Source organism: Pseudonocardia ammonioxydans, from assembly GCF_900115005.1.
GTDB classification, from domain to species: Bacteria; Actinomycetota; Actinomycetes; order Mycobacteriales; family Pseudonocardiaceae; genus Pseudonocardia; species Pseudonocardia ammonioxydans.
In genome coordinates this window covers 278,708-302,956 of record NZ_FOUY01000002.1, presented here as the reverse complement: position 1 = coordinate 302,956, position 24,249 = coordinate 278,708, and the positions used below count along the sequence as shown (strand labels likewise).

The window sequence follows — 24,249 nt, the reverse complement described above, 5'->3', positions numbered from 1 at the left end:
ACAGGCTCGGGCGTACACCGTACCGAGGAGGACGAGATGACCGAGATCCTGATCTGTGGCGCGGGCGTCGCCGGCACGACGACGGCGTGGTGGCTGCGCCGGCACGGGTTCGACCCGGTCGTGGTCGAGGCGGCTCCGGCGCCGCGGCCCGGCGGGCAGGCCGTGGACGTCCGCGGCCCCGCGCTCACCGTGGCCGACCGGATGGGGGTGGGCGTGGACCTGCGGGCCGCGCGCACCGACATGCGGGGCATGTCCGTGGTCGGCGAGGACGGCACCGAGTTGTTCCGCAGCACCGAGGTCACGCTCACCGGCGGACCGCTCGGCAACGACGACGTCGAGATCCTGCGCGACGATCTGACCCGCCTGCTGCTCGGTGCCGGTGCGGGGCTCGACGTCCGCTACGGCGACCGGCCCACCGCGCTGGAGCCCTCCGGGGACGGCGGCGTGCTCGTCACCTTCGCGAGCGGGGTGACCCGCCGGTTCGACCTGGTCGTCGGCGCCGACGGCCAGCACTCCGGGGTCCGCCGGCTGGCCTTCGGTCCCGACGACGACGGCCGGCTGCTCCCGCTCGGGCAGCACGTCGCCGTCTTCACCGTCCCGAACACGTTCGGCCTGGACCGCTGGCAGGTCTTCCTGCAGCGGCCCGACGCGATGGTCGGCCTCTACACCGCGCGGGACAACGCCGAGGCTCGGGTGATCATGGGCTGCACCGACCCGGACGCCGCCTACCACCATCGCGATCTCGACGCGCAACGCCGCCTGATCGAGAAGCACTTCGCCGGCGGGGGCTGGTGGATCCCCGAGCTGCTCGACGGCATGGCCGGCGCCGAGGACTTCTACCTGACCCCGACCACCCAGGTCCGCATGCCGTCGTGGTCGCGCGGGCCGGTGGCGCTGGTCGGCGACGCCGGGTACTGCGCGACGCTGCTGTCCGGGCAGGGCACGAGCCTGGCGATGGTCGGCGGGTACGTCCTGGCCGGCGAGCTGGCCCGGGCCCGCGGCGACCACGCGGCCGCGTTCGCGGCCTACGAGCGCCAGATGCGCGGGTTCGTGGCGGCGAACCAGGAGCTGGCGCTGACCAATGCCGCCCGGGTGCGCGAGATGACCGCGTCCGAGGCGGCGCCGGGGATCGAGGAGCACTGGGTGGCCTCGGCGGCGACCGCGATCGACCTGCCGGACTACGCCGCCGGCCGCCGGGCTCAGGACTGCCGGACGGCCTGAACGTCCAGCGCGATCCGGATCGTCGAGCCGACGACGGGCAGCCCCTTCGCGATCATCTGCTGCCAGTTGAGCGTGTAGTGCTCGCGGTGCAGCTCGGTGCCGGCGACGGCGCCGACCCGGTCCCCGTTCCACTCCGCGGAGCCGAGGAACGTGGTGTCGAGGGAGACGTCGCTGGTCAGGCCGTGCAGGCTCAGGTCACCGTCGACCCGCCAGCGGTTCCCGCCCAGCGCGGTGAACCGGACGCTGGAGAACCGCAGCTCCGGGAAGCGCTCCACGTCGAGGAAGTCGGGCGAGCGCAGGTGCGTGTCGCGGGCCTCGACGTTGGTGTCGACGCTCGCGGCGTCGATCACGACGTCGACCGAGGACTCCTCGAACGGTTCGGCGATCCGGATCCGCCCCTGGAACCGGTTGAACCGGCCGTACACCTTGGACATCCCGATGTGCCGGGCCACGAAGCGCACGGCGCTGTGGTCCGGGTCGATCTCGAACACGCCCGGCCGCGGCGGGCGCAGCGCCGGGTCCTCGCCCAGCACGAGCGACCCCATGTCCGTGTGCTCGCCCCAGGCGACCTCGACGACCTCGGTGAGCGGCTGGTACCCGCCGACCTCGACCCGGATCCGGTAGCGGCCCGGCATCACGGAGGCGGTGAAACGGCCGAAGGGGTCGGTGTCGAGGTGGACGACCCGGCGCTCGCCCGCGTCGATCACCGAGATCTCGGTGCCGGCGAGCGCTCCGCCCTGGCCGTCGCGGACCTGCCCCGAGAGCACGCCGCCGGTCAGCGGGACCGGGACCAGCGCGTGCCGGTCGGTGGTCCCCCGCGCCGGACGACGACGGTCCTTCTTCCTCCAGAACACCGGCCAGACCTCCTCCGCCCGGGTGCGGGCGGGACGACGTTCGGGGCACCGGGCGGTGACCCGTCCGCCACTCTGGCACGTTCGTGATCCGGTCGTTAACCCGCGCAAGCGAAAGAGTGACCGCACTTGGTGCGCGTCACACCGCCGCCGTCACCCGCGGGTGGCCCGGCCCACGGCCGGCCGGTCACTCGTCGTCGCCGGTCACTCGTCGTCGCCGGTCACTCGTCGTCGCCGGTCACTCGTCGTCGTCGCCGACCTCGCCGCCGTCGGCGGTCCCGCCGCCGCGGATCAGGTAGAGCGCGTTCTCCAGCTCGTCCGGCTTCACCAGCACGTCGCGGGCCTTGGAACCCTCCGAGGGCCCGACGATGTTGCGGGTCTCCAGCAGGTCCATCAGGCGGCCGGCCTTGGCGAAGCCGACGCGCAGCTTGCGCTGCAGCATCGACGTCGACCCGAACTGCGAGGTGACGATCAGCTCGGTGGCCTGCAGCAGCAGCTCGAGGTCGTCGCCGATGTCGGCGTCGATCTCCTTCTTCTCCCCGGCCTTGGCCGTGGTGACGCCCTCGGTGTAGCTCGGCTCGGCCTGTTCCTTGGTGAAGCCGACGACCTTGGCGATCTCGTCGTCGTCGACGAACGCGCCCTGCATGCGGACCGGCTTGCCCGCGCCCATGGGCAGGTAGAGCGCGTCGCCCATGCCGATCAGCTTCTCCGCGCCGGGCTGGTCGAGGATGACCCGGGAGTCGGTGAGCGACGAGGTGGCGAACGCCAGCCGGGACGGCACGTTGGTCTTGATCAGACCGGTGACGACGTCGACCGACGGCCGCTGGGTCGCCAGGATCAGGTGGATCCCGGCGGCACGGGCCTTCTGGGTGATCCGGACGATCGCGTCCTCGACGTCGCGCGGCGCGGTCATCATGAGGTCGGCGAGCTCGTCGACGATGCACATGATGTAGGGGTAGGGCCGGTACACCCGCTCCGACCCGGGCGGCGCGGTGATCTCCCCGGAGCGCACCTTGCGGTTGAAGTCGTCGATGTGGCGCACCCGGCTGGCCTGCATGTCCTGGTAGCGCTGCTCCATCTCCTCCACCAGCCATGCCAGCGCGGCGGCGGCCTTCTTCGGCTGGGTGATGATGGGCGTGATCAGGTGCGGGATGCCCTCGTAGGGGGTCAGCTCGACCATCTTGGGGTCGATCAGGATCATCCGGACCTCGTCCGGCGTCGCCCGCGTCAGCAGCGACACCAGCATCGAGTTGACGAAGCTCGACTTACCGGAACCGGTGGAGCCGGCCACCAGCAGGTGCGGCATCTTCGCCAGGTTCGCGACCAGGTAGTGGCCCTCGATGTCCTTGCCGAGCCCGATGCCCATCGGGTGCTGCTCGTTGCGCGCGCTGCTCGACCGCAGGACGTCGCCGAGCCGGACCATCTCGCGGTCGGTGTTGGGCACCTCGATGCCGACCGCGGACTTGCCGGGGATCGGTGCCAGCAGCCGGACGTTGTCGTTGGCGACGGCGTAGGCGAGGTTGCGCTGCAGCTGGGTGATCTTCTCGACCTTCACGCCCGCGCCGAGCTCGATCTCGTAGCGGGTGACCGTCGGCCCCCGGGTGAAGCCGGTGACCTGGGCGTCGATGTTGAACTGGTCGAGGACGCCGGTGATCGCCTCGATCATGGCGTCGTTCGCGGAGCTGCGCGACTTCGGCGGCGGACCGGACTCGAGGGCGTCCGGCGGCGGCAGGACGTACTCGGTCTCGCCGACCGGCTCCCGGATCGCCATCGAGAGCTGCTCGCCCTCGCTCGGCGGGGCCTCCTCGGCGGGCGGGGTCTCGACGACGGGCTTGCGCGGCTTCTTCGCCGCCGGCGTTGCGGTGCCGGCGGCCGGGGCGCCGGCGGCCGGGGTGGCCGACGCGGCCCCACCGTCCTCGGCCGGGGCGGGTGCGTGCTCGCCCTCCTCCAGCCGGAACGCGTCGGCCTCGCTGGCCCCCTGGCGGCGCCGCGCCGGGCGCCGGCGCTTCGGCTGTGTCCCGTCGGCTCCGTCGGCCCCGGCCGACTCCTTCTCGGCGACGGCGTCCGCGACCGTGCGCGGGGCGTCGGGGTCGGCATCGGGGTCGGCATCGTCCTCCGGTGGCAGCTGCCCGGTGAGCCGCCGGATACGGTCCGGCAGCTCCCGCACCGGGATGCCGGTCACCAGCAGCAGCGAGTACAGCGTCAGCAGCACCAGGACCGGGACGGCCGTCCACAGGGTCAGCCCGGCCTCCAGCGGGGTCCCGGCGACGTAGCCGATCGCCCCGCCCGCACCCCGCCAGGCATCCGGCTCGGACGGGGCGCCGTGGGCCAGGTGCACCAGCCCGAGCACCCCGAGGGCGAGCAGCAGCGTCCCGGCGACGATCCGCGGGCGGGCCTCCGGGTGCGGCGGGGCCGTCACCAGCACGACGCCGACGGCGAGCAGGATCACCGGCAGCAGCACCCCGGCCACGCCCATCACGGCCTGGACCACGAAGGTGAACCAGTAACCGACCGAGCCGCCGGCCTGCCACCACAGCCCGGCCGCGGCGATCACCGCCAGCACGAGCATCGCGAAGCCGACACCGTCGCGGCGGTGCGCCGGGTCGATGTCGCGGGTGCGCCCGACGGCACGGCCGGACGCGCGGAACGTCTTGGCGACCCCACGCCCGACCGCGTCGATCCCGCGGTCGATCAGGTCGGGGCCCTGGCGCTTCGGCGGCGTGCGGCGGGTGGCCGGTCGCTTGCGTGCCGACGACGCGCGCGAGCCGGACCGCCCCGAGCCGCGGCCCGCGGCCGCCCTCGTTCCGGTCCTGCCCGTACTCGTGCGTCCCGCCATGTCACCCACGGTAGCCCGGAGCGATGATCGAACCGCAGAGGCGCTCCGCGCCCGTGAGTGGCTGTCGCGGTCCCAGCCGCGACAACCACTCACAGCCCTATACGGCAATCACCGTCGGGACGATCATCGGCCGGCGCCGGTAGGTCTCGGACACCCAGCGCCCGACGACGCGGCGCACGCCCTGCGCGATGCGGTGCGGATCGGAGACGCCCTCGTTCTCCAGGCGGGACAGCTCGTCCTCGACCAGCGGCTGCGCGGCGTCGAGGGCCTTCGGGTCGTCGGAGAACCCGCGCCCGGCCAGGGTCGGGCGGGACAGCGCCCGACCGGACTTCTGGTCGATCGCGACGGTGATCGAGATGAACCCGCCCTCGCCGAGGGCGATCCGGTCGCCGAGGGTCGTCTCGCCGACGTCGCCGACGGCGAGGCCGTCGACGTAGACCTGGCCGACCTCGACCCGCCCGGTGATCGCCGCCCGGCCGTCGACGAGGTCGACGACCACGCCGTTCTCGGCGATGACCACCGACTCCTCGGGCACCCCGGTCCGGGTCGCCAGCTCGGCGTTCGCCCGCAGGTGGCGCCACTCGCCGTGCACCGGCATGACGTTCGAGGGCCGCACGGCGTTGTAGAGGAACAGCAGCTCACCGGCCGGCGCGTGCCCGGAGACGTGCACCTTGGCGTTGCCCTGGTGCACCACAGTCGCGCCGAGCCGGGTCAGGCCGTTGATCACGGCGAAGACCGCGGTCTCGTTGCCCGGGATCAGCGAGCTGGCCAGGATGATCGTGTCGTCCGGGCGGATGGTGATGCTGCGGTGGTCGCCGCGGGCCATCCGGGACAGCGCGGCGAGCGGTTCGCCCTGCGACCCGGTGGAGACCAGCACGAGCTGGTCGTCGGGCAGCTTCATGGCCTCGTCGAGCTCGACGAGCAGCCCGTCGGGGATCTTCAGCAGCGAGTGGTCGTCGGCCAGCCCCATGTTGCGCAGCATCGACCGGCCGGTCAGGCAGACCTTGCGGCCGTGCGCGTGCGCGGCGTCGAGCACCTGCTGGACGCGGTGCACGTGGCTGGCGAAGCAGGCCAGGATGATCCGCGAGGGGGCCCGTCGCACCAGGTCGGAGATGACCGGCCCGATCTCGGCCTCCGGGGTGACGAAGCCGGGGACCTCGGCGTTGGTGGAGTCGACCAGGAACAGGTCGACCCCCTCCTCGCCCAGCCGGGAGAACCCGGCCAGGTCGGTCAGCCGCCCGTCGAGCGGCAGCTGGTCGAGCTTGATGTCGCCGGTGTGCAGCAGCAGGCCCGCCGGGGTGCGGATCGCCACCGCGATCGCGTCCGGGATCGAGTGGTTCACCGCGAAGTACTCGCAGTCCCAGCCGCCGTGCCGGACCCGGTCGCCCTCCTTCACCTCCTGCAGGTGCGGGGTGAGCCGGTGCTCCTTGCACTTGGCCGCCACCAGGGCAAGCGTGAACCGGGAGCCGACGACGGGGATGTCCGGACGCAGCCGCAGCAGCCACGGCACGGCACCGATGTGGTCCTCGTGGCCGTGGGTCAGCACGAGCGCGTCGATGTCGTCGAGCCGGTCCTCGATGGCACGGAAGTCGGGCAGGATCAGGTCGACGCCGGGCGAGTCGTCGGACGGGAACAGCACGCCGCAGTCGACGACGAGCAGCCTGCCGTCGTACTCGAAGACGGTCATGTTCCGGCCGACCTCGCCGATGCCGCCGAGCGCGAACGTGCGCAGGCCGCCCTTGACGGGCGCGGGCGGCGGACCGTCCGGCAGCTCGGGGCGGTCGATCTTCTCCGGCGGGGCGCCGAGGGACCGTCCGGGTCGGTTCCGCCGGTCGTTGCGCTGGGGACTCACAGGGGTTCGCGCCTCACATTGGTTCGAGATTCGACAGGGATGCGTCGGTGGGGGCTGCCCGGTACGGGTGGCGGCTGCGCGGGGGACCACCCGGGCGCCGTCCGGCGCCGGGGTCCCGCTCCGCGCGCCGCGCCCGGTACCGGGGCTGCTCCGCAGGTCGTGCGCTCAGCGGTGGTAGGCGACCTCGGCCCCGATGTCGGTGGCGGTGCGGCCACCGAGGGCGCCGTGCCCGGCCTGCTGCACGGTCGCGTCCGGCCGGGCCTGCGGGTCGAGCGCGACACCGGCGACGGCCAGGTCCCCGGCGATCGCGGCGATCTGCTCCTCCGAGGCCGGCGGCAGCGGCAGCCGGGTGTCGCCGACGTCGAGGCCGCGCAGCCGCAGCGCCGTCTTCGCGAACACCGCACCGCCGACCCGGCCCATCGCCCGGATCACCGGCAGCATCGCGTAGTGCAGCGCACGGGCACGCTGGTGCTCGCCCGCGTGATAGGCGTCGATCATGGCGCGCAGCCGGTCGCCGACGACGTGGCCGATCACCGACACGAAGCCGACCGCACCGACGGAGAGCCACGGCAGGTTCACCGGGTCGTCGCCGGAGTAGTAGGCCAGCGTCGTCGTCGCGAGGACCTCGGTGCCGACGCGCAGGTCGTTGCGCGCGTCCTTGACGGCGACGATCCGCGGGTGCTGCGCGAGCCGCTGGAACGTCTCGACGTCGATGCCGATCACGCTGCGCGGCGGGATGTCGTAGAGCATCACCGGCAGCTCGGTGGCGTCCGCGACGGCGCCGAAGTGCGCGAGCAGGCCCTCCTGCGGTGGCCGCGAGTAGTACGGCGTCACCACCAGCAGGCCGTGCGCACCGGCCCGCTCGGCGTCGCGGGCGAGCTCGATCGAGTGCGCGGTGTCGTAGGTCCCCGCCCCGCTGACGACGGTCGCCCGGTCCCCCACCGCCGAGACCACGGCCCGGACCAGGTCCCGCTTCTCGGTGTCCGAGGTGGTCGGGCCCTCGCCCGTGGTGCCGTTGACGACGAGCCCGTCGTTACCCAGGTCCACGAGGTGGGACGCCAGCTCCTCGGCCTTCGCCAGGTCGAGCTCCCCGTCGGCGTCGAACGGGGTCACCATCGCCGTGAGGACCTCGCCGAACGGACGACGGGGCGGGTGCAGCGCCGCCGGGGTGGTCTGGGAGTCCATGGGTGCTGACGGTACCGCCCCGGGCGGGCCGGGACGCGACTCACGCGTCGTCACAAGCCGCCGGGCGTGGCGCGGTAGGCCTCCACGTCCGCGGGGCTCCCCTCGATCTCGACCCGCGCGGCGTCCCGGCCGAACGCGTGCAGCACCAGCTCCGCCGGTTCGCCGACCACCGTGACCAGGCCGAACCCGGTCGCGACCACCTGCTGGGTGCCCTCCGGGCGGCGCAGCGCGACCCCGACCGGGCTGCGCCGGAACAGCACCCGGGCCATCGACGACAGCAGGTGCCACAGCTGCCCGTCGCGCTCCGGCTCGGCCGGGCGCGGCTCCCAGCCCGGCTCACCGCGGCGCAGGTCCTCGTGGTGCACGAAGAACTCGCCGCCGTTGGCGATCTCGTCGACCTTGCCGAGCTTGAACGGCGACCACGAGGGCGGGCCCTTGCGCAGGTCGTCGATCATGTTCGGCCAGGCCTCGCCCGCGTAGGAGTCCATGGCCTTCTCGGTCACGCCGGACAGCGCGGGCACCAGGATGCCGGCCGCGTTCCACGGCTGCCGCTCCCGCACCAGCAGGTGGGTGAGCAGGTCACGGGCGTTCCAGCCCTCGCAGAGCGTCGGGCGGTCCGGGCCGGATCGCTCGAACTCGGCACAGATGGCGGCACGTTCGTCGGTCGCGAGGCTCACCGCGCCCAACCTAGTCGGCCCGCCCGGCGACCGCTCCCCGGCGCACCGCACGACGAACGGCGGACGAACGGTCGACAGAAAGCTGGTCGTCCGACAGCGATTTGTAGCCAGTGATACAGAACGCCGCCCGGCCCTGTCCCGATACTGCCCCGCGTCCCGACGCCCAGTGGCCCCCGACGGAGAGGACCCACCGTGACGAACGCTGCCCCCACGCAGCCGCCGAGGTCGATGCGCAGGATCGCGCTCGCGAGCATGACCGGCACCGTGATCGAGTTCTACGACTTCTTCATCTACGGCACCGCCGCCGCGCTGGTGTTCAACAAGGTCTTCTTCCCCGAGCTCGGAGCGGCGGCGGGCACCGCGCTGGCCCTGGCCACCTTCGGCGTCGCCTTCGTCGCCCGCCCGTTCGGATCGGTCCTGTTCGGGCACTTCGGTGACCGGCTCGGCCGCAAGGGCACGCTGGTGACGACGCTGCTGATGATGGGCCTCTCCACGCTGGCCATCGGCCTGCTCCCGACCACCGGGATGATCGGGATCCTGGCGCCGGTCCTGCTGGTCGTGCTGCGCGTCCTGCAGGGCCTCGCCGTCGGCGGTGAATGGGCGGGCGCCACCCTGCTCACCGCGGAGAACGCGCCGACGAAGGCCCGCGGCAAGTACGCGCTCTACCCGCAGCTCGGCCCGTCGGTGGCGTTCGCGCTCGCGTCGGCCACCTTCCTGGTCACCGCGCTGACCATGAGCAACGAGGCGTTCGTCGCCTGGGGCTGGCGGGTCCCGTTCATCGCGTCGGTCCTGCTGGTCGCCGTCGGGCTGTACGTGCGGCTCGCCCTGGAGGAGACCGCCACGTTCACGCAGTCCCGGACAGCGCAGTCCCGGACAGCGCAGTCGCGCACCACGGCCTCCCGCACCCCGGGCGCGGGCAAGCTGCCGATCGCCGAGGTCTTCACCACCCGCCCGGGCGCGGTGTTCCTGGGGGCCGGTTCGACGACGGCGGTGTTCGCGTTCTTCTACATCGGCGTCACCTACCTGACCAGCTACGGCACCCAGCAGCTCGGACTGCCGCGGCCGACCGTGCTGGCGATGGGCATCCTCGGTGGCCTGGTGTTCGCGCTGACCACGATCGCCTCGGCGATCCTGTCCGACCGGGTCGGACGCCGCCGGATGGTCGTCCTCGGCAACATCGCCTCGGTGGTCGGCGGCGTCGTCGTCTTCCCGATCATCGACATCGGGACCGCCTGGGCGTTCGGGCTCGGCATCTCGATCGTGCTCGGTGTCGTCGGCATCGCCTACGGCCCGATCGGCGCCCAGCTGCCCGAGCTGTTCCCGACCCGCTTCCGCTACACCGGCGCCGGGATCGCCTACAACCTGGCCGGGGTCATCGGCGGTGGCATCGTGCCGCTGTTCGCCGCGGCGCTGGCCGCCTCGACCCTCGGCAGCCTGGGGATCGGCCTGCTGCTCTCCGCGGTGTCGCTGCTGAGCCTGCTGTGCACGCTCGCGCTACCGCAGACACACGCGGACTCGCTCACCGAGCAGGACGCGCAGACCGTGTCGGCCTGAGCCGCACACCGGTCCCGGCCCGGCCGGGACCCGGCGCCCGCGAGCGGGGGTGGGCCGTTCGGCCCGCCCCCGCTCGACTTTTGGTGCCGGGCCGGTCGGGCTACCGTCGTCGTGCCGGGCGTCACAGCGGGCGCTCACGACCGAGGCGGGGTGCCACGTGACGGCGGGAGCGGCGGAACCGGGCGGGTGCCTCCCGGAGTCCGGCGCGGACGAGCCGCCGGTCTCCCCGTTCCTCACCGCACCGCCGAGCGCTGTCACCGCCCGGATCGGCGAGCTCGGCCCGGCGCGGCACTACGCCCGCCGCGAGTACGTCTACCGGCAGGGCGAGCTGTCGGCGCGCTTCCACCTCGTCGTGAGCGGCCGGGTACGGATCCACCTGCACCGTCCGGACGGCACCGAACGCACGCTGGCCTACGCCGAGGCCGGCGCCACCCTGGGCGAGGCGGCCTGCGTCGACGGCCGGCCGCGCCATCTCGCCTCGGTGTGCACGCAGCCGTCGACGATCGTCTCCGTCACCCGCGACGCCCTGCTCGACGCGGCCCGCAGCGACCCCGAGCTGCTGCTCGAGATCACCCGCCGGATCGCCTACAAGCAACGCGTCATGCAGCTGCACGTGCTGATCGAGGGGCTACCGGCCCGGGAACGGGTGATCCTGCTCCTCGGGCACCTCGTCGAGGCCTACGGCGAGGTCGCGCTCGACACCACCACGCGGCTCTCGATCCGGCCGGCGGTCGACGAGCTGGCCCTGCTCGTCGGGCTCACCCGGGTGACGATGAGCCGGGAGCTGTCCCGGCTCGTCGCCGAGGGCCTGGTCCAGAAGGAGGGGCGCAGCATCGTCGTCCGGGACCTGCCGGACCTGCGCCGGCGGGTGCACGCCGTCCTGGCGTGACCGGCGGCGCTCAGCCCTCGGTGACCAGCGGGCTGGAGGCGATCTCGGTGCCGTCCTCGAGCTCCTGGATCTCGAAGTCGGCGAAGACGTTGGGCACCTCGCGCTGCAGCTGGCGCAGGCACTCGACGGCCAGGGTGCGGATCTCGACGTCGGCGTGCTCGGACGCGCGCATCGCGACGAAGTGCCGCCAGGCCCGGTAGTTCCCGGTGACGACGATCCGGGTCTCGGTGGCGTTGGGCAGCACCGACCGCGCGGCCTGGCGGGCCTGCTTGCGGCGCAGCGTCCCGTTCGGCACGTCGGCGAAGCGCTTCTCCAGGCCCTCGAGCAGCTTCTCGTAGGAGGCGAGCGCGTCGGCGGACGCCTGCTGGAACAGCTCGTGCAGCTCCGGGTCGTCGGCGATGACCTCGGGCTCGACCATCGCCGCGTCGCGCTCGGGGACGTAGCGCTGCGACAGCTGGGAGTAGGAGAAGTGCCGGTGCCGGATCAGCTCGTGGGTCAGCGAGCGGGAGATCCCGGTCAGGTAGAAGCTCACGCTGCCGTGCTCGAGCACCGACAGGTGGCCGACCTCGAGGATGTGCCGGATGTAGCCGGCGTTGGTCGCCGTGCGCGGGTTCGGCTTGCTCCAGGACTGGTAGCAGGCACGTCCGGCGAACTCGGCGAGTGCCTGACCGCCGTCGGCGTCGGTCGACCACGGGACCTCGGCCGGGGGCGTGAACTCGGTCTTCGCCACCAGCTGCACGCTCAACGGGACGGTCTTCGGCGCGGTCTCCGACATGGCGACGAGGGTAACCACCGCCGGTTCCGCGCCCGCCGCCCGGATCGTCCCACCCACCTGACTGCACCCCTGACAGCATTTTTGGCTGCAATCTCCTTGAAGTGATGTCGACGGTGACGCCATAGTGACGTCATGGACCTCACGCCGTATGTCGCGCAGCTCCGCGACGACCTCGCTGCGGCCGCGGCCGCCGGCGACGAGCAGACCCGCAGGACGGCGGCCCTGCTCAGCTCCGCGATCGAACCCGCCGCCCGTCTCGCGATCATGAATGCCCTGTCCGACCTCGCCTCGGAGGCGACCGCCGCGCTCGGCGACCGTTCCGTGGAGGTGCGGCTGCACGGCCGGGAGGTGCGGGTGTCGGTCTCCGGCGCCGGCGCACCCGAGGAGCCGGTCACCGAGCCCGGCCCCGCGCCGTCCGGCACCGGTGCCGGCGCCGGCGCCGGCCGGCCCGGTTCGACCGATGTGCCCACCGGTCTGCCCTTCGGGGCCGACGCCGGAGACATCAGCCGCGTCACGCTGCGGATCGTCGAGCAGATCAAGGCGCAGGCCGAGAAGGCCGCGCAGACCCAGGGCGTCTCCCTCAACACCTGGGTCTCCCAGGCCGTGCAGGGCGCGCTGGCCGGGGCCGAGGGCCGGGTCCGCGGCGGGCAGGATCCGCGGGACGGCCGCCACCTCCGAGGATGGGTGCAGGGATGAGCGACGAGCGCGACCACACGACCGGCCCGACCGACCCGACCGGCGAGACCACGGCCGGGACTGGTCCCGCCGCCGGTGCCGGGTCCGCCGACGCCGAAGCCGGCGGTGGCGCCGCCGCCGACGGCGGGTCGGCCGGTGCCGGGGGCGCCGGCACCGCCGCCGGGGGCACTGCGCCGGACGCCGACGGTCCCGGAGGCGCCACACCGGCCGCCGACGGCCCGTCCAGCGGCTCGTCCAGCGGCTCGGCGGGCGGCTCGTCCGGCGGCTCGGCGGGCGGCTCGTCCGGCGGCTCGGCGGGCGGCTCGGACCGCGAGGCCGGCGACTCCGGCGACCTCACCCGCCGCAAGCAGTGGCCGTGCAGCGGCCCCGCCGAGCTGGAGGTCGCCGTCGGCGGCGGCCGGGTCCGCGTCGACCTGGTCGAGGACGCCACCGAGGTGCGCGTCGAGGTGACCGCGGACCGGGGTGGCGCCCCGTGGTCCGGCGGGCTGGGCGGGCTCCTGGACTGGATCGGCACGTCGATGGCCGGTGGCCCGTCGGGTGCGGCCGGCTGGTCCGGGCGCGGGTTCGACCCGATCGTCGGTGCGCCGTGGGAGCGTTCGGGGGATCCGTCCGCCGACGCCGTCGAGGCCGTGACGATCGACTGGTCGGCGGCGAGCCGCCGGCTGGTGCTCCGCGGGCCGGAGGAGCCGACGCTCGGCGCGGTCCCGCTGCTCGTGACGGTGTCCGCGCCGGCCGGGTCGCGCCCCGCGGTACGCACCGGGGCGGCCGGCGTCGAGCTGACCGGCCGGGCCGCGTGGGCCGCGGTGCGGACCGGCTCCGGGACCGCCCGGGTGGGCGAGGTGACCGGCGACGCCGACATCACCACCGGTTCCGGGGGCATCGACCTGGGTTCGTGCGGGGGCCGGGCGCGGCTGCGCACCGGCAGCGGCGAGGTCGAGGTCGGTTCCCTCGGCGGACCGTCGCGGGTACGGACCGGCAGCGGGGACATCCGGCTCGGCGAGCTGGCCGGAGAGCTCGAGGTGCGCACCGGTTCCGGTGACGTCGTACTAGCCGACGCGGTGCACGGTGACGTCCGGCTGAACACCGGATCGGGCAACGTCCGCGTCGGCGTGCACTCCGGCGTCGCCGCCGAGCTGGACCTGTCCACGGGATCGGGACGGGCGCGCAGCGAGCTCGACGTCCGGCAGGACGACCCCGCCACCGGCCCGCAGCTGCGCCTGTCCGGGCGCACGGGCAGCGGGGACGTCCTCGTGACCCGCGCGGCGACCATCGCGAGCTGAGCCGCTCGTCACCGCCGTGATCACCCGTTGGGGAGCGGCGCCCACGCCCGGCGTCCGCCATACTCCACAACGGGTGATCACCCGCCTATTGGCTTCACCATCAAGATGTTCCATGAGAGAACGATGCGCGTAGGCTGACGGCATGGACCGCACCGAGATCGCCGCGATGAACGCTTCCATGACCGAGCGCGTGCTCGGGATGCCCGCCGCCCCGGTCCCGGACAAGGGGTACGCCCTGCCCGTGCTGCGCACCCGGGGCCGGCGCAGCGGCGAGCCCCGCACCACCCCGCTCGGCGTGATCGGTCACGAGGGCGCCGAGTACGTCGTGTCCCCCAACGGGACCCGGGACTGGGTGCGCAACCTGCGCGGGGGCGCGGAGTGCGCCCTGGTCGCGAACGGGGAGACCAGCGAGCGGCGCGCCGTCGCCCCGGCGCCGGAGGAGGCGGCCGGTGCGGTCGTGACCTACCTGCGGGCCCTGGACCAGCCGTTCGCGCTGCAGGCGTTCCCGGTCTCGGCCGACGCGTCCCCCGAGGAGGTCGCCGCGCACCTGGACACGATCGCCGTCTTCCGCCTCGACCCGGCCTGATCCACACCGGTTCGACCGTCCGCCTCCTCAACGGTTAGCCTCCCGGCGCCAATCGGCCGATCCCGGGGGGACCGTTGAGCGCAACCGAGCAGGCCGTCACGGAACGGCCGACCCGGCTGGCCCGGGCGCTGACCGTCGTCGAACGGGTCGGCAACCGGCTGCCCGACCCGGTGATCCTGTTCGTGGTGCTGTCGGTGCTGCTGGCCGGCCTGTCCGCGGTGCTCGCCGCGGCCGGGCTGACCGCGCAGATCCCCGGCGAGGACCAGGTCACCCCGGTGCGCAGCCTGCTCACCGGCGAAGGCCTGCGGTTCGCGCTCACCGAGGCGGTCACGAACTTCGTCGAGTTCCCACCGCTCGGGACGATCATCGCGGTGCTGCTGGGCATCGCCGTCGCCGACCGCTCCGGGCTGCTCCCCACGTTGCTGCGGGTCACGGTGCTGCGCGCCCCGCGCCGGCTGGTCACCCCCGCGCTGATGTTCGCCGGTGTCTGCGGGTCGGTCGCCTCGGACGCGGCCTACATCGTGCTGATCCCGCTCGGCGCCATGGTCTTCCGGACGCTGGGGCGCAACCCGGCGGTCGGCGCGGTGGCCGCGTTCGTCTCGGTCGGTGCCGGTTACGACGCCAGCATCTTCGTCACCGCGACCGACGTCCTGCTGGCCGGCATCACGAACTCGGCGGCCGCGATCATCGACCCGTCGATCCAGCTGACGGCGCTGTCCAACTACTGGTTCAGCATCGTCAGCGCCGTCCTGATCGCGCTGACCGCGGCCGTCGTCGTCGACCGGGTCGTCGAGCCCACCGCCGTCCGCCCGTCCCCGGACGGCGACACGGACCGGGGCCGGGACGAGGGCACAGGCACAGGCACAGGCACGGACACAGGCACGGGCACGGGCACGGACGCCACCGGCGGTGTGACCGGCGGTGTGACCGGCGGTGTGACCGGCGGTGTGACCGGCGATGAGACCGCGGAGGCGCGGGCCGCCGAGGTCACCGGCGCCCAGCTCCGCGGCCTGCGCGACGCCGCGCTCACCCTGCTCGGGCTGCTCGTGTTCTACGCCGCGATCTGGCTCCCGCAGGGTTCGCCGCTGCGCGACCCGGACGACGGCTCCCTGGTGCCCTCCCCCTTCCTCGACGGCATCGCCGTCGTGCTGCTGCTGACGTTCCTGGTCGTCGGCATCGTCTACGGCCTGCGCGTCGGGACGGTCCGCACCCCGGCCGATGTGCCGCGGCTGATGCGCGAGGGCCTGGTCGAGATCGTCCCGATCCTGGTGCTGTTCTTCGTGATCGCCCAGTTCCTGGCCTGGTTCACCTGGACCGGGATCGGGCAGTGGATCGCCGTCTCCGGCGCGGCGGTGCTGCAGTCGCTCGGCGCGCCGGGCCCGGTGCTGCTGTTCCTGACCGTCGTGCTGGTGTTCGTGCTCGGCCTGGTGATCACCTCGGGGTCGGCGCAGTGGTCGCTGCTGGCCCCGGTGCTGGTCCCGATGCTGCTGCTGGTGGGGATCGACGCCGACCAGACCATGGCCGCGTTCCGGATCGGCGACTCGGTGGCGAACTCGCTGACCCCGATGAGCCCGTACTTCGCCGTGGCGCTCGGGTTCCTGCAGCGCTACCGGCGCGAGGCGGGCATCGGGACGCTGATCTCGATGACGCTGCCGATCTGCGCGACGATGTTCGTGGTCTGGACGGCGTTGTTCCTGGCCTGGGTCTCACTGGGCATTCCGCTCGGGATCTGAGCACCGCAGCGCCGCCGCGAGGGCGGTGGCGAGGTTGCCCCGCTCCCCCACCGCGACGCCGTCGAGCCCCAGCCAGCGCGCCATCGTCGACAGCTCGGCGGCGAGCTCGGCCGCGATCCGGCGCTCCGGGAAGGGGGCGCCGGGCTCGGCGAACGCGCCCGGCACCCGCAGCACCCCGGCGGACCGGTCGGCCTTGAGATCGACCCGGCCGGCCAGGGCTCCGTCGAGCAGGAACGGGAAGACGTAGTAGCCGTACTCGCGCTTCGGCTCGGGCACGTAGATCTCGATGCGGTAGCGGAACCCGAAGATCCGCTCGGTGCGCTCGCGTTCCCAGACCAGCGGGTCGAACGGGCACAGCAGGGCCCGCCCGGTCACCGTGCGCGGGACCGTCGCCGCCGGGTCGCGGTAGGCGGGCCGGGCCCAGCCCCGGACCGTGACCGGCTCCAGCTCGCCGGCCTCGACCAGCTCGGCGACGGCGGTCCGGGTGCGGTCGGGCCCGAGGCGGTAGTAGTCCCGCAGGTCGGTCTCGGTCCCGACACCGAGCGCCGAGGCCGCCTTCGCGACCAGGCACCGGGCCGCGTCGTCCGGGTCGGGGGCCGGCGCGTCGCGGATCCCGGGCGGGATCACCCGCTCCGGCAGGTCGTAGCGGCGCTCGAAGTGCCGCCGGGTGCCGACGGCGAGCTCGCCCACCGCGAACAGGTACTCGCAGACCCGCTTCACCTCGGACCGCTCCCACCAGGTCGCCCCCGGCGGACGCGGCCGGACGTCGCCGGCGCGGCCCTGCGGGGCGAGCGCCTGCTCGATCGCACCGGCCCCGATCGGGCCGCGCTCGGCGACGACGGCGCGGATGTCCCCCGCCAGCGACGGGTGCTTGTCCAGCAGCGGGCCGTAGTGCTGCCACCAGCGCCGGGGCAGGGTCCGGTGCCCGAGCAGCGGCCAGTCCGCCAGCGGCACCAGGCTGGCCTCGTGCGCCCAGGTCTCGACGAGCAGCCGGGGTTTGCGGGCGCTCGGGGACCACGCGGCCGCGTCGAGCAGCTCCGTCGGGTAGGCGCCGAGCCGGCTGAAGACGGGCATGTAGTGCGCGCGCACGGCGACGTTGACCGAGTCGAGCTGCAGCAGCCTGACCCGGTCGAGCACCCGTCCGAGGTGGCGCCGGGTCACCGCACCCGACGGCCGGGGGTCGGTGAAGCCCTGGGCCGCGAGGAAGGCCCGCCGGGCCACGTCAGCGCTGATCGTCCGCACGGCCCGGATGCTGCCACGCACCCCCGACAGGAACTCGCCGGCGGGCGGGGACCACCGGCGCCGTGCGGGCCGCTCAGTTCCCCGGCGGCGGGCCCGCGGGCCGTTCCCCGGCACCACCGGGCGGCGGACCACCGGGCCCGCCGGGAGCGCCGCCGCCGCTGGGTTCGGTCGTCGTGTCCACGGCCGCGGTCAGCGCGACCGTGTAGCCGGAAGCGACGTCACCGGTGACGGTCGCGAGCTGCAGCGCGCCCCCGTCGTCGCCGAAGACGTTGTCGGAGTCCAGCGTAATCCCGGACAGGTTGTGCACCGACTCCGCGTACCCGGGCGTCGCGTACACGGCTGTGCAGACGTCCTGCGGCAACGCGAGCTGGGAGGTCGCGATCGCGTTGCCGGCATCGGTGATGTCGGCCGCGTCCGGGTACACCTCGAAGTGCACGTGCGGCCAGCGGCCCGGGTAGCACGCCGGGACGACGCTGGTGAAGCGGACGGTGCCGCGGTCGTCGGCGACCTGCACGCCGCGCAGGTAGTTCTCGTTCTCCAGCCCCTCGGAGTACAGCGAGTACCGGCCCTCCCGGTCGCAGTGCCACACGTACACCGCGACGCCGGCCATCGCGGCACGGGCCATGTCGGTGACCGTGAGCTCCAGGGTCATCGGGACGCCCTGCGCCGTCGCGCTGCCGGTGCCGACGCTGGAGCGGATGTCGCTGCGCACCACGCCGGACTGCTCGAGCACGTCGGGACCGTTGGAGCCGTCGCCCGGGTACGGGCCCGCCGTCTCGTCCGGGATCTCGCCCGGACTCGTCGTGCTCGACGCCGACGCCCCGCACGCGGTCAGGCCCGCGGCCACCGCCCCGAGCCCCAGCACCGTCAGCATCCGGCGACGGCCGAGCAGGGTGCCGACGTCGAACCCGAGACCCTGGTCGACCACCTCGTCACCGGGGCGGGGCAGCGGGCGTCCCTCGTACCGGGGCCCCTCGTACCGGGAGTTCTGCATCGGTCCTCCTGCGCGTCGTCCGAACCGTGATCGACGGTAGGCGCGCCGGATGGGTGCGCGGTCACCGCGAGCTGTGCGTGCGCTGTGAAACGACCGAGGGGGTGGTCGCACACCTCACACGGGCGGCGCGGTAGGCATGACACATGGCCGTCGCGACCGTCCGCCCCGCCACCGACGACGACGTCGGGGCGATCATGGCGATCCAGGACCGCACCTGGCGCACCGCATACGCCGGGCTCCTGCCGGAGGAGGCGTTCGCGAGCCTCACCTCGGAGGCCGCCCGGGCGCACTGGACCGACGCCGTACACGCCGGGGACGACTTCCACCTGCTGGTCGCCGTCGAGGGCGGCGAGGTCGTCGGCTACTGCGCGGCCGCGCACTACCCCGGGGCGGACGACCGGTCGATCGCCGAGGTCAGCGCGTTGCTGGTGGAGCCGCGCTGGGGCCGGCGCGGGCACGGCGGACGACTGCTCGCCACCGCCGCGGCCGCGCTGCGGGCTGCCGGCCCGGAGTCCGGGCGGGCCTGGGTGCCCGAGGCCGACACGGCCTCGCGCCGCTTCTACGCCCGGGCCGGCTGGGAGCCCGACGGCGCCGCCCGCAGCCTGGACACCGGCTCCGGGACGGTCCGCGAGATCCGCGTCGGCGGGACCCTGGACCTGCAGCTGGTCGAGTAGGCCCTCAGGCCAGGCCGAGCAGCGGCTCGAGCCCGATCGTCAGTCCCGGCCGGGAACGCACCGCGCGCACCGCCATCAGCACGCCCGGCATGAACGACGTGCGGTTCATCGAGTCGTGGCGCATCGTGAAGACCTCCCCGTCGGTGCCGAGGATGACCTCCTGGTGCGCGATCATCCCGGGCATCCGCACCGCGTGCACGTGGACGCCGTCGACGACGGCGCCGCGGGCCCCGTCCGGGTCGGTGGTGGTGGCGTCCGGCACGGCGCCCAGTCCGGCCTCCGCACGGGCGGCCGCGACCACCGAGGCGGTGCGGGCCGCGGTGCCGGACGGCGCGTCGACCTTGCCGGGGTGGTGCAGCTCGACGATCTCGGCCGAGTCGAAGAACTTCGCGGCCTGACCGGCGAAGTGCATCATCAGGACCGCGCCGACACCGAAGTTCGGGGCGACCAGGACGCTGCCGGAACCGTGCGCCTCGAGGATCGCGCGGACCTCGTCGAACTTCGCGGCGTCGAACCCGCTGGTCCCGACCACGGGGGCCACGCCGTGCTGCACGCAGTAGCGCAGGTTGTCCATCGCCGCGCCGGGGTGGGTGAAGTCGACGGCGACGTCGGCTCCGTCCAGTGCGGACAGCTCGTCGCCCGCGTCGATGGCGGCCACCAGCTCGGTGTCCGGTGCCTCCTCGACCGCCCTGCAGACCTCGCTGCCCATCCGGCCCCTCGCGCCGAGCACCGCCACCCGGATCGTCCCGCTCACCGGCACACACCCTTCCGATCGTCGATTCCGGCCGGAGTCTAGGCGCCGCCCGCCGGACGGTCGGGAGGCCGGGAGCCGGGCCCGGTGCCGGCTACCCCAGCACGAGCCCGCCGATCCACACCGCGGTCGCCAGCATCCCGGCCGCGAGCTCGATCAGGATGCTCCAGCCGACCGCGGTGAGGGCCTCCCTGGCCGAGCGCCACGCCGTCGCCGCGTCGGGCAGCCGGATCAGCTCGGCCAGCCACACGCCCAGCACGAAGCCGAGGAACAGGCCGACCACGGGCACGACGAAGAAGCCGATCACGCCGAGAACCAGCCCGGCCAGCAACGTGCGGTTGGGCACCCCGGAGGCCTTGAGCCGCTTGCCCGGCAGCAGGTACTTCGCGACCTGGCCGACGACCGTCACCAGGACCGCGAGACCGAGCACCCACCAGCCGACGGCGTCACCGCGGGGGACCGCCCACACCGCCACGCCGCCGACGATCAGCAACGGCCCCGGCAGCACCGGGAGCACGATCCCGGCCAGCCCGACGGCGATCATCAAGCCGGCGAGGACAGCGAGCCACGTCATAGGACCATTGTGGCTTGTGAGTGGTTTTCGCGGCGTCAGCCGCGAAAACCACTCACAGGTCGCGGAGCGACGCGGGCAGGTCGGCGACGTCGTCGTAGGGGCCGACGACGGCGGCGGTGAGCGGCTGGGCCAGCAGGTCCGCCGCGAGGGTGCCGACCTGGTCGGGGGTGACGGCATCGATGCGGGTCAGGCTGTCGGCCAGCGAACGCTGGCGGCCGTGGTCGAGCTCGGCGCGGCCGAGCCGGTTCATCCGCGACGCGGTGTCCTCGCAGCCCAGGACCAGCCCCCCGCGCAGTGCGCCCTTCGCCCGGGCCACCTCGGCCTCGGTCAGCCCGTGCGCGGCGACCTCGCCCAGCACGTCGCGCACGACGGCGACGACCTCGCCGAGCCGCTCGGGCGCGCAGCCCGCGTAGACCGACAGCGCGCCGGCGTCGGCGTAGCGCACGGTCGAGGAGTACACCTGGTAGGCCAGTCCGCGCTGCTCGCGGACCTGCTGGAACAGCCGCGACGACAGGCCGCCGCCGAGGGCGGTGTTGAGCACCGCGAGCGCGGGGCGGCCGGGCGTGTGCCGGCCGGAGCCGGGCACGCCGAGCATCATGTGCGCCTGCTCGGACTCGTCGGGCTGCAGGCCGAGCGCGCCGGCGCGGGCGGGCCGGGCCCCGGTCGCGGCGCGCGGCGGGACCGCGCGGGCGTCGGTGTGCCCGTCGGCGGCCGGCCCGAGCGCGGCGGTCACCAGGTCGGCGACGTGGGCGTGGTCGAGGTTCCCGGCCGCGGCGACGACCATCCGCGGCGTCGTGTACTCGCCCCGCCAGAACGAGTGCAGCGTCTCCCGGCTCATCGCCCGGATCGACTCCTCGGACCCGATCACCGGGCTGCCCAGCGGGTGCTCGCCGAACAGGGTCTGGTCGAACAGGTCGCCGAGCAGGTCCTCCGGGTCGTCGTCGCGCATCGAGATCTCCTCGAGCACGACACCGCGCTCCAGCTCGACGTCGGTGTGCGCGAGCTCGGCGTCGGTGACGACGTCGGCGAGCAGGTCCACCGCGAGCGCCACGTCGGTGTCGAGGACGTGCGCGTAGTAGCAGGTGTGTTCCTTGGCGGTGAACGCGTTCAGCTCACCGCCGACCGCGTCCATCTCCTCGGCGATCCCGGCCGCGGTGCGCCGCCGGGTGCCCTTGAACAGCAGGTGTTCCAGGAAGTGCGCCGCACCGGCCTGCTCGGCGGTCTCGTCGACCGAGCCGATGCCGATCCAGATGCCGAGCGCCACCGACCGGACCCCGGGTACCGCCTCGGTGACCAGCCGGACGCCGCCGGGAAGCTCGCTGCGGCGGACGGCGTCGGGGAGCTCGTCCTGCGGGGCGCACACGCGGGCGACGGCCCGGGAGCTCGTGTGCTCCCGGGCCGCCGCCGCGTGGTCGTGCCGTTCGGCCAACCCGATCAGCTCGGGTTCGCGGCCTCGGCGGGGGCGTCGCCGGTGGCGCCACCCTCGGCGGCCTCACCGTCGGCGGGCGCCTCCTCCGAGCCCTCCTGCACCGGGACCAGGCTGATCTTGCCGCGGTTGTCGATGTCGGTGACCTCGACGCGGATCTTGTCGCCGACCTTGCAGACGTCCTCGACCTTGCCGATCCGCTTCCCGTTGCCGAGCTTCGAGATGTGGATCAGGCCGTCCTTGCCGGGGACCAGCGAGACGAAGGCACCGAACGCGGCCGCCTTGACCACCGTGCCCAGGAACCGCTCGCCGACCTTCGGCAGCTGCGGGTTGGCGATGGCGTTGATCATGCCGATCGCCTCCTCCGCGGAGGGGCCGTCGTTCGCACCGACGTAGATCGTGCCGTCGTCCTCGATCGAGATGTCGGCACCGGTCTTCTCGGTGATCGAGTTGATCATCTTGCCCTTCGGGCCGATGACCTCGCCGATCTTGTCGACCGGGACCTTCACCGCGGTGACCCGCGGCGCGTACTTCGACATCTCGTCCGGGCCGTCGATGGCCTCGCCGATGACCTCGAGGATCGTCAGGCGGGCGTCGCGGGCCTGGTTCAGCGCGGCGGCGAGCACCTCGGACGGGATGCCGTCCAGCTTGGTGTCGAGCTGCAGCGCGGTCACGAAGTCCTTGGTGCCGGCGACCTTGAAGTCCATGTCGCCGAACGCGTCCTCGGCGCCCAGGATGTCGGTCAGCGCCACGTACGAGGTCTGACCATCGACGACGTCGGAGACCAGGCCCATCGCGATGCCGGCGACCGGCGCCTTCAGCGGCACGCCGGCGTTGAGCAGCGACATCGTGGACGCGCAGACCGAGCCCATCGAGGTCGAGCCGTTCGAGCCCAGCGCCTCGGAGACCTGCCGGATCGCGTACGGGAACTCGTCGCGGTTCGGCAGCACCGGCATCAGCGCCCGCTCGGCCAGCGCGCCGTGCCCGATCTCGCGGCGCTTCGGCGAGCCGACCCGGCCGGTCTCACCGGTGGAGAACGGCGGGAAGTTGTAGTGGTGCAGGTAGCGCTTGGAGGTCTCCGGACCGAGCGAGTCGATCGTCTGCTCCATGCGCAGCATGTTCAGCGTGGTGACGCCCATGATCTGGGTCTCGCCGCGCTCGAACAGCGCCGAGCCGTGCGCCCGCGGCACGACTTCGACCTCGGCCGACAGCGGCCGGATGTCGGTCAGGCCACGGCCGTCGATGCGGACCTTGTCCCGCAGGATCCGCTGCCGCACCAGCTTCTTGTTCAGCGAGCGGAACGCGTTGCCCAGCTCGGCCTCGCGGCCCTCGAAACGCTCGCCCAGCTTCTCGACCACCGACGCCTTGATCTCGTCGGTGCGGGTCTCGCGCTCCTGCTTGCCCGCGATGGTCAGCGCCTGCGCCAGCTCCTGCTCGACGGCCTCGGAGACGGCGTCGAAGGCGTCCGGCTGGTAGGCCGGGAAGACCGGGTAGTCGGCGGTCGGCTTGGCCGCGACGTCGGCGAGCTGCTGCTGCGCGACGCAGAGGCTGCGGATGAACGGCTTCGCCGCCTCCAGGCCGTCCGCGACGACGCCCTCGGTCGGGGCGGAGGCGCCCTGGCCGACCAGCTCGATCGTCTGCTCGGTGGCCTCGGCCTCGACCATCATGATCGCGACGTCATCGCCCACGATGCGGCCCGCGACGACCATGTCGAACGCGGCACGCTCGAGCTGCTCGTGGGTCGGGAACGCCACCCACTGGGAGTCGGAACCCGTCTCGTTCGCGATCAGCGCGACACGGACACCTCCGACCGGGCCGGAGAACGGCAGGCCGGAGAGCTGGGTGGACGCCGACGCGGCGTTGATCGCCACGACGTCGTAGGGGTCCTTCGGGTCCAGCGACATGATCGTCACGACGACCTGGACCTCGTTGCGGAGGCCGTCGACGAACGACGGGCGCAGCGGCCGGTCGATCAGCCGGCAGGTCAGGATCGCGTCGGTGCCCGGGCGGCCCTCGCGGCGGAAGAACGAGCCGGGGATCCGGCCCGCCGCGTACATCCGCTCCTCGACGTCCACGGTGAGCGGGAAGAAGTCGAACTGGTCCTTCGGCCGCTTCGAGGCGGTCGTGGCGGACAGCAGCATGGTCTCGTCGTCCAGGTAGGCGACGACGGATCCGGCGGCCTGGCGGGCGAGGCGCCCGGTCTCGAACCGGACGGTGCGCGTGCCGTAGGCGCCGTTGTCGATGACGGCGGTGCTCTCGTGCACACCGTCCTCGGAGATGACGTCAGTCATACGGGGATGTCCCTCCTCGTCGTTGGGAGTGGTCTCTCGGTACCCACCACCGACGACGTCCGGGCCGATCCCCTGCTGGGCCGGTCTTCGATCGAAGCCCCCGGCACCGCGTCGCGTTCCCGGGGGCCACTACCGAGGACCGGCGGATGTCCGTCCGTCCCC

Annotated in this window: 20 protein-coding genes; 8 read left to right on the top strand and 12 right to left on the bottom strand. The window is 73.6% G+C overall.

The annotated features are described in order from the left end of the window. Positions 1–36: 36 nt before the first annotated feature. Positions 37–1,221, top strand: a complete 1,185-nt coding sequence (locus BM093_RS03910) for an FAD-dependent monooxygenase (protein WP_093337220.1) — start codon at positions 37–39, stop codon at positions 1,219–1,221. Here BM093_RS03910 and BM093_RS03905 read toward each other — a convergent pair. The 5 genes from BM093_RS03905 to BM093_RS03885 form a co-directional block, all read right to left on the bottom strand. Then, the gene (locus BM093_RS03905) at positions 1,200–2,075 is read right to left on the bottom strand and encodes a YceI family protein (protein WP_177238245.1); all 876 of its coding nucleotides are present in this window, start codon (positions 2,073–2,075) and stop codon (positions 1,200–1,202) included. The genes BM093_RS03910 and BM093_RS03905 overlap by 22 nt on opposite strands. Positions 2,076–2,310: 235 nt before the next feature. After that, positions 2,311–4,908, bottom strand: a complete 2,598-nt coding sequence (locus tag BM093_RS03900) for a DNA translocase FtsK (protein ID WP_093337216.1) — start codon at positions 4,906–4,908, stop codon at positions 2,311–2,313. 97 nt (positions 4,909–5,005) lie between these two features. Then, a complete protein-coding gene (locus BM093_RS03895; protein WP_093337535.1) occupies positions 5,006–6,694 on the bottom strand; it encodes a ribonuclease J in 1,689 nt (562 codons plus the stop codon). Positions 6,695–6,925: 231 nt separating this feature from the next. Then, positions 6,926–7,945, bottom strand: coding sequence for a 4-hydroxy-tetrahydrodipicolinate synthase (gene dapA / locus BM093_RS03890; RefSeq protein WP_093337214.1), 1,020 nt, complete (start codon positions 7,943–7,945; stop codon positions 6,926–6,928). A 50-nt stretch (positions 7,946–7,995) separates the two neighbouring features. Continuing rightward, positions 7,996–8,622: a TIGR03085 family metal-binding protein gene (locus BM093_RS03885; protein WP_093337212.1), complete on the bottom strand. Its 627-nt coding sequence runs from the start codon at positions 8,620–8,622 to the stop codon at positions 7,996–7,998. A 192-nt stretch (positions 8,623–8,814) separates the two neighbouring features. Here BM093_RS03885 and BM093_RS03880 point away from each other — a divergent pair, with 192 nt between their 5' ends. Further along, a complete protein-coding gene (locus tag BM093_RS03880; RefSeq protein WP_093337210.1) occupies positions 8,815–10,176 on the top strand; it encodes an MFS transporter in 1,362 nt (453 codons plus the stop codon). A 157-nt stretch (positions 10,177–10,333) separates the two neighbouring features. Next, complete coding sequence (locus BM093_RS03875) at positions 10,334–11,065, top strand: Crp/Fnr family transcriptional regulator (protein WP_143105248.1); 732 nt, start codon at positions 10,334–10,336, stop codon at positions 11,063–11,065. Positions 11,066–11,075: 10 nt separating this feature from the next. Here BM093_RS03875 and thyX read toward each other — a convergent pair whose 3' ends face one another. Beyond that, complete coding sequence (gene thyX / locus BM093_RS03870) at positions 11,076–11,840, bottom strand: FAD-dependent thymidylate synthase (protein WP_093337532.1); 765 nt, start codon at positions 11,838–11,840, stop codon at positions 11,076–11,078. Positions 11,841–11,972: 132 nt separating this feature from the next. Here thyX and BM093_RS03865 point away from each other — a divergent pair, with 132 nt between their 5' ends. From BM093_RS03865 to BM093_RS36965, 4 genes are all read left to right on the top strand, one after another. Continuing rightward, positions 11,973–12,536, top strand: a complete 564-nt coding sequence (locus BM093_RS03865) for a toxin-antitoxin system HicB family antitoxin (RefSeq protein ID WP_093337204.1) — start codon at positions 11,973–11,975, stop codon at positions 12,534–12,536. After that, positions 12,533–13,816: a DUF4097 family beta strand repeat-containing protein gene (locus BM093_RS03860; RefSeq protein ID WP_093337201.1), complete on the top strand. Its 1,284-nt coding sequence runs from the start codon at positions 12,533–12,535 to the stop codon at positions 13,814–13,816. Before BM093_RS03865 ends, BM093_RS03860 begins: the two co-directional genes overlap by 4 nt. Positions 13,817–13,958: 142 nt before the next feature. Then, the gene (locus tag BM093_RS03855) at positions 13,959–14,402 is read left to right on the top strand and encodes a nitroreductase/quinone reductase family protein (protein ID WP_093337198.1); all 444 of its coding nucleotides are present in this window, start codon (positions 13,959–13,961) and stop codon (positions 14,400–14,402) included. A gap of 74 nt (positions 14,403–14,476) precedes the next feature. Next, entirely contained in the window at positions 14,477–16,135 is a 1,659-nt protein-coding gene (locus tag BM093_RS36965; RefSeq protein ID WP_245773282.1) for an AbgT family transporter, read from the top strand. Here BM093_RS36965 and BM093_RS03840 read toward each other — a convergent pair. Together BM093_RS03840 and BM093_RS03835 are read right to left on the bottom strand one after the other, a co-directional pair. Beyond that, positions 16,109–17,377 carry a winged helix-turn-helix domain-containing protein gene (locus BM093_RS03840; protein WP_093337530.1) on the bottom strand — a complete coding sequence of 423 codons (1,269 nt, stop codon included), beginning with the start codon at positions 17,375–17,377 and terminating at the stop codon, positions 16,109–16,111. The genes BM093_RS36965 and BM093_RS03840 overlap by 27 nt on opposite strands. A 73-nt stretch (positions 17,378–17,450) precedes the next feature. Beyond that, positions 17,451–18,371: an intradiol ring-cleavage dioxygenase gene (locus BM093_RS03835; protein WP_093337195.1), complete on the bottom strand. Its 921-nt coding sequence runs from the start codon at positions 18,369–18,371 to the stop codon at positions 17,451–17,453. A gap of 143 nt (positions 18,372–18,514) precedes the next feature. On the opposite strand from BM093_RS03835, the gene BM093_RS03830 reads away from it, so the two are divergent. Further along, complete coding sequence (locus tag BM093_RS03830; protein WP_093337192.1) at positions 18,515–19,045, top strand: GNAT family N-acetyltransferase; 531 nt, start codon at positions 18,515–18,517, stop codon at positions 19,043–19,045. A 4-nt stretch (positions 19,046–19,049) separates the two neighbouring features. Here BM093_RS03830 and dapB read toward each other — a convergent pair whose 3' ends face one another. From dapB to BM093_RS03810, 4 genes are all read right to left on the bottom strand, one after another. Then, positions 19,050–19,799: a 4-hydroxy-tetrahydrodipicolinate reductase gene (gene dapB, locus BM093_RS03825; RefSeq protein WP_218162644.1), complete on the bottom strand. Its 750-nt coding sequence runs from the start codon at positions 19,797–19,799 to the stop codon at positions 19,050–19,052. Between the two features lie 91 nt (positions 19,800–19,890). After that, the gene (locus BM093_RS03820) at positions 19,891–20,370 is read right to left on the bottom strand and encodes a DUF456 domain-containing protein (protein ID WP_093337186.1); all 480 of its coding nucleotides are present in this window, start codon (positions 20,368–20,370) and stop codon (positions 19,891–19,893) included. A gap of 52 nt (positions 20,371–20,422) precedes the next feature. Continuing rightward, positions 20,423–21,733, bottom strand: a complete 1,311-nt coding sequence (locus BM093_RS03815; RefSeq protein WP_093337527.1) for a M16 family metallopeptidase — start codon at positions 21,731–21,733, stop codon at positions 20,423–20,425. A 71-nt stretch (positions 21,734–21,804) separates the two neighbouring features. After that, positions 21,805–24,087, bottom strand: coding sequence for a polyribonucleotide nucleotidyltransferase (locus BM093_RS03810; RefSeq protein WP_093337184.1), 2,283 nt, complete (start codon positions 24,085–24,087; stop codon positions 21,805–21,807). Positions 24,088–24,249 lie beyond the last annotated feature (162 nt).

Coding starts and splice junctions, on each gene's coding strand:
- BM093_RS03910 (WP_093337220.1), top strand. CDS start 37: ATGACCGAGATCCTGATCTGTGGCGCGGGCGTCGCCGGCACGACGACG.
- BM093_RS03900 (WP_093337216.1), bottom strand. CDS start 4,908: ATGGCGGGACGCACGAGTACGGGCAGGACCGGAACGAGGGCGGCCGCG.
- dapA (WP_093337214.1), bottom strand. CDS start 7,945: ATGGACTCCCAGACCACCCCGGCGGCGCTGCACCCGCCCCGTCGTCCG.
- thyX (WP_093337532.1), bottom strand. CDS start 11,840: ATGTCGGAGACCGCGCCGAAGACCGTCCCGTTGAGCGTGCAGCTGGTG.
- BM093_RS03865 (WP_093337204.1), top strand. CDS start 11,973: ATGGACCTCACGCCGTATGTCGCGCAGCTCCGCGACGACCTCGCTGCG.
- BM093_RS03860 (WP_093337201.1), top strand. CDS start 12,533: ATGAGCGACGAGCGCGACCACACGACCGGCCCGACCGACCCGACCGGC.
- BM093_RS03855 (WP_093337198.1), top strand. CDS start 13,959: ATGGACCGCACCGAGATCGCCGCGATGAACGCTTCCATGACCGAGCGC.
- BM093_RS03835 (WP_093337195.1), bottom strand. CDS start 18,371: ATGCAGAACTCCCGGTACGAGGGGCCCCGGTACGAGGGACGCCCGCTG.
- BM093_RS03830 (WP_093337192.1), top strand. CDS start 18,515: ATGGCCGTCGCGACCGTCCGCCCCGCCACCGACGACGACGTCGGGGCG.
- BM093_RS03820 (WP_093337186.1), bottom strand. CDS start 20,370: ATGACGTGGCTCGCTGTCCTCGCCGGCTTGATGATCGCCGTCGGGCTG.
- BM093_RS03810 (WP_093337184.1), bottom strand. CDS start 24,087: ATGACTGACGTCATCTCCGAGGACGGTGTGCACGAGAGCACCGCCGTC.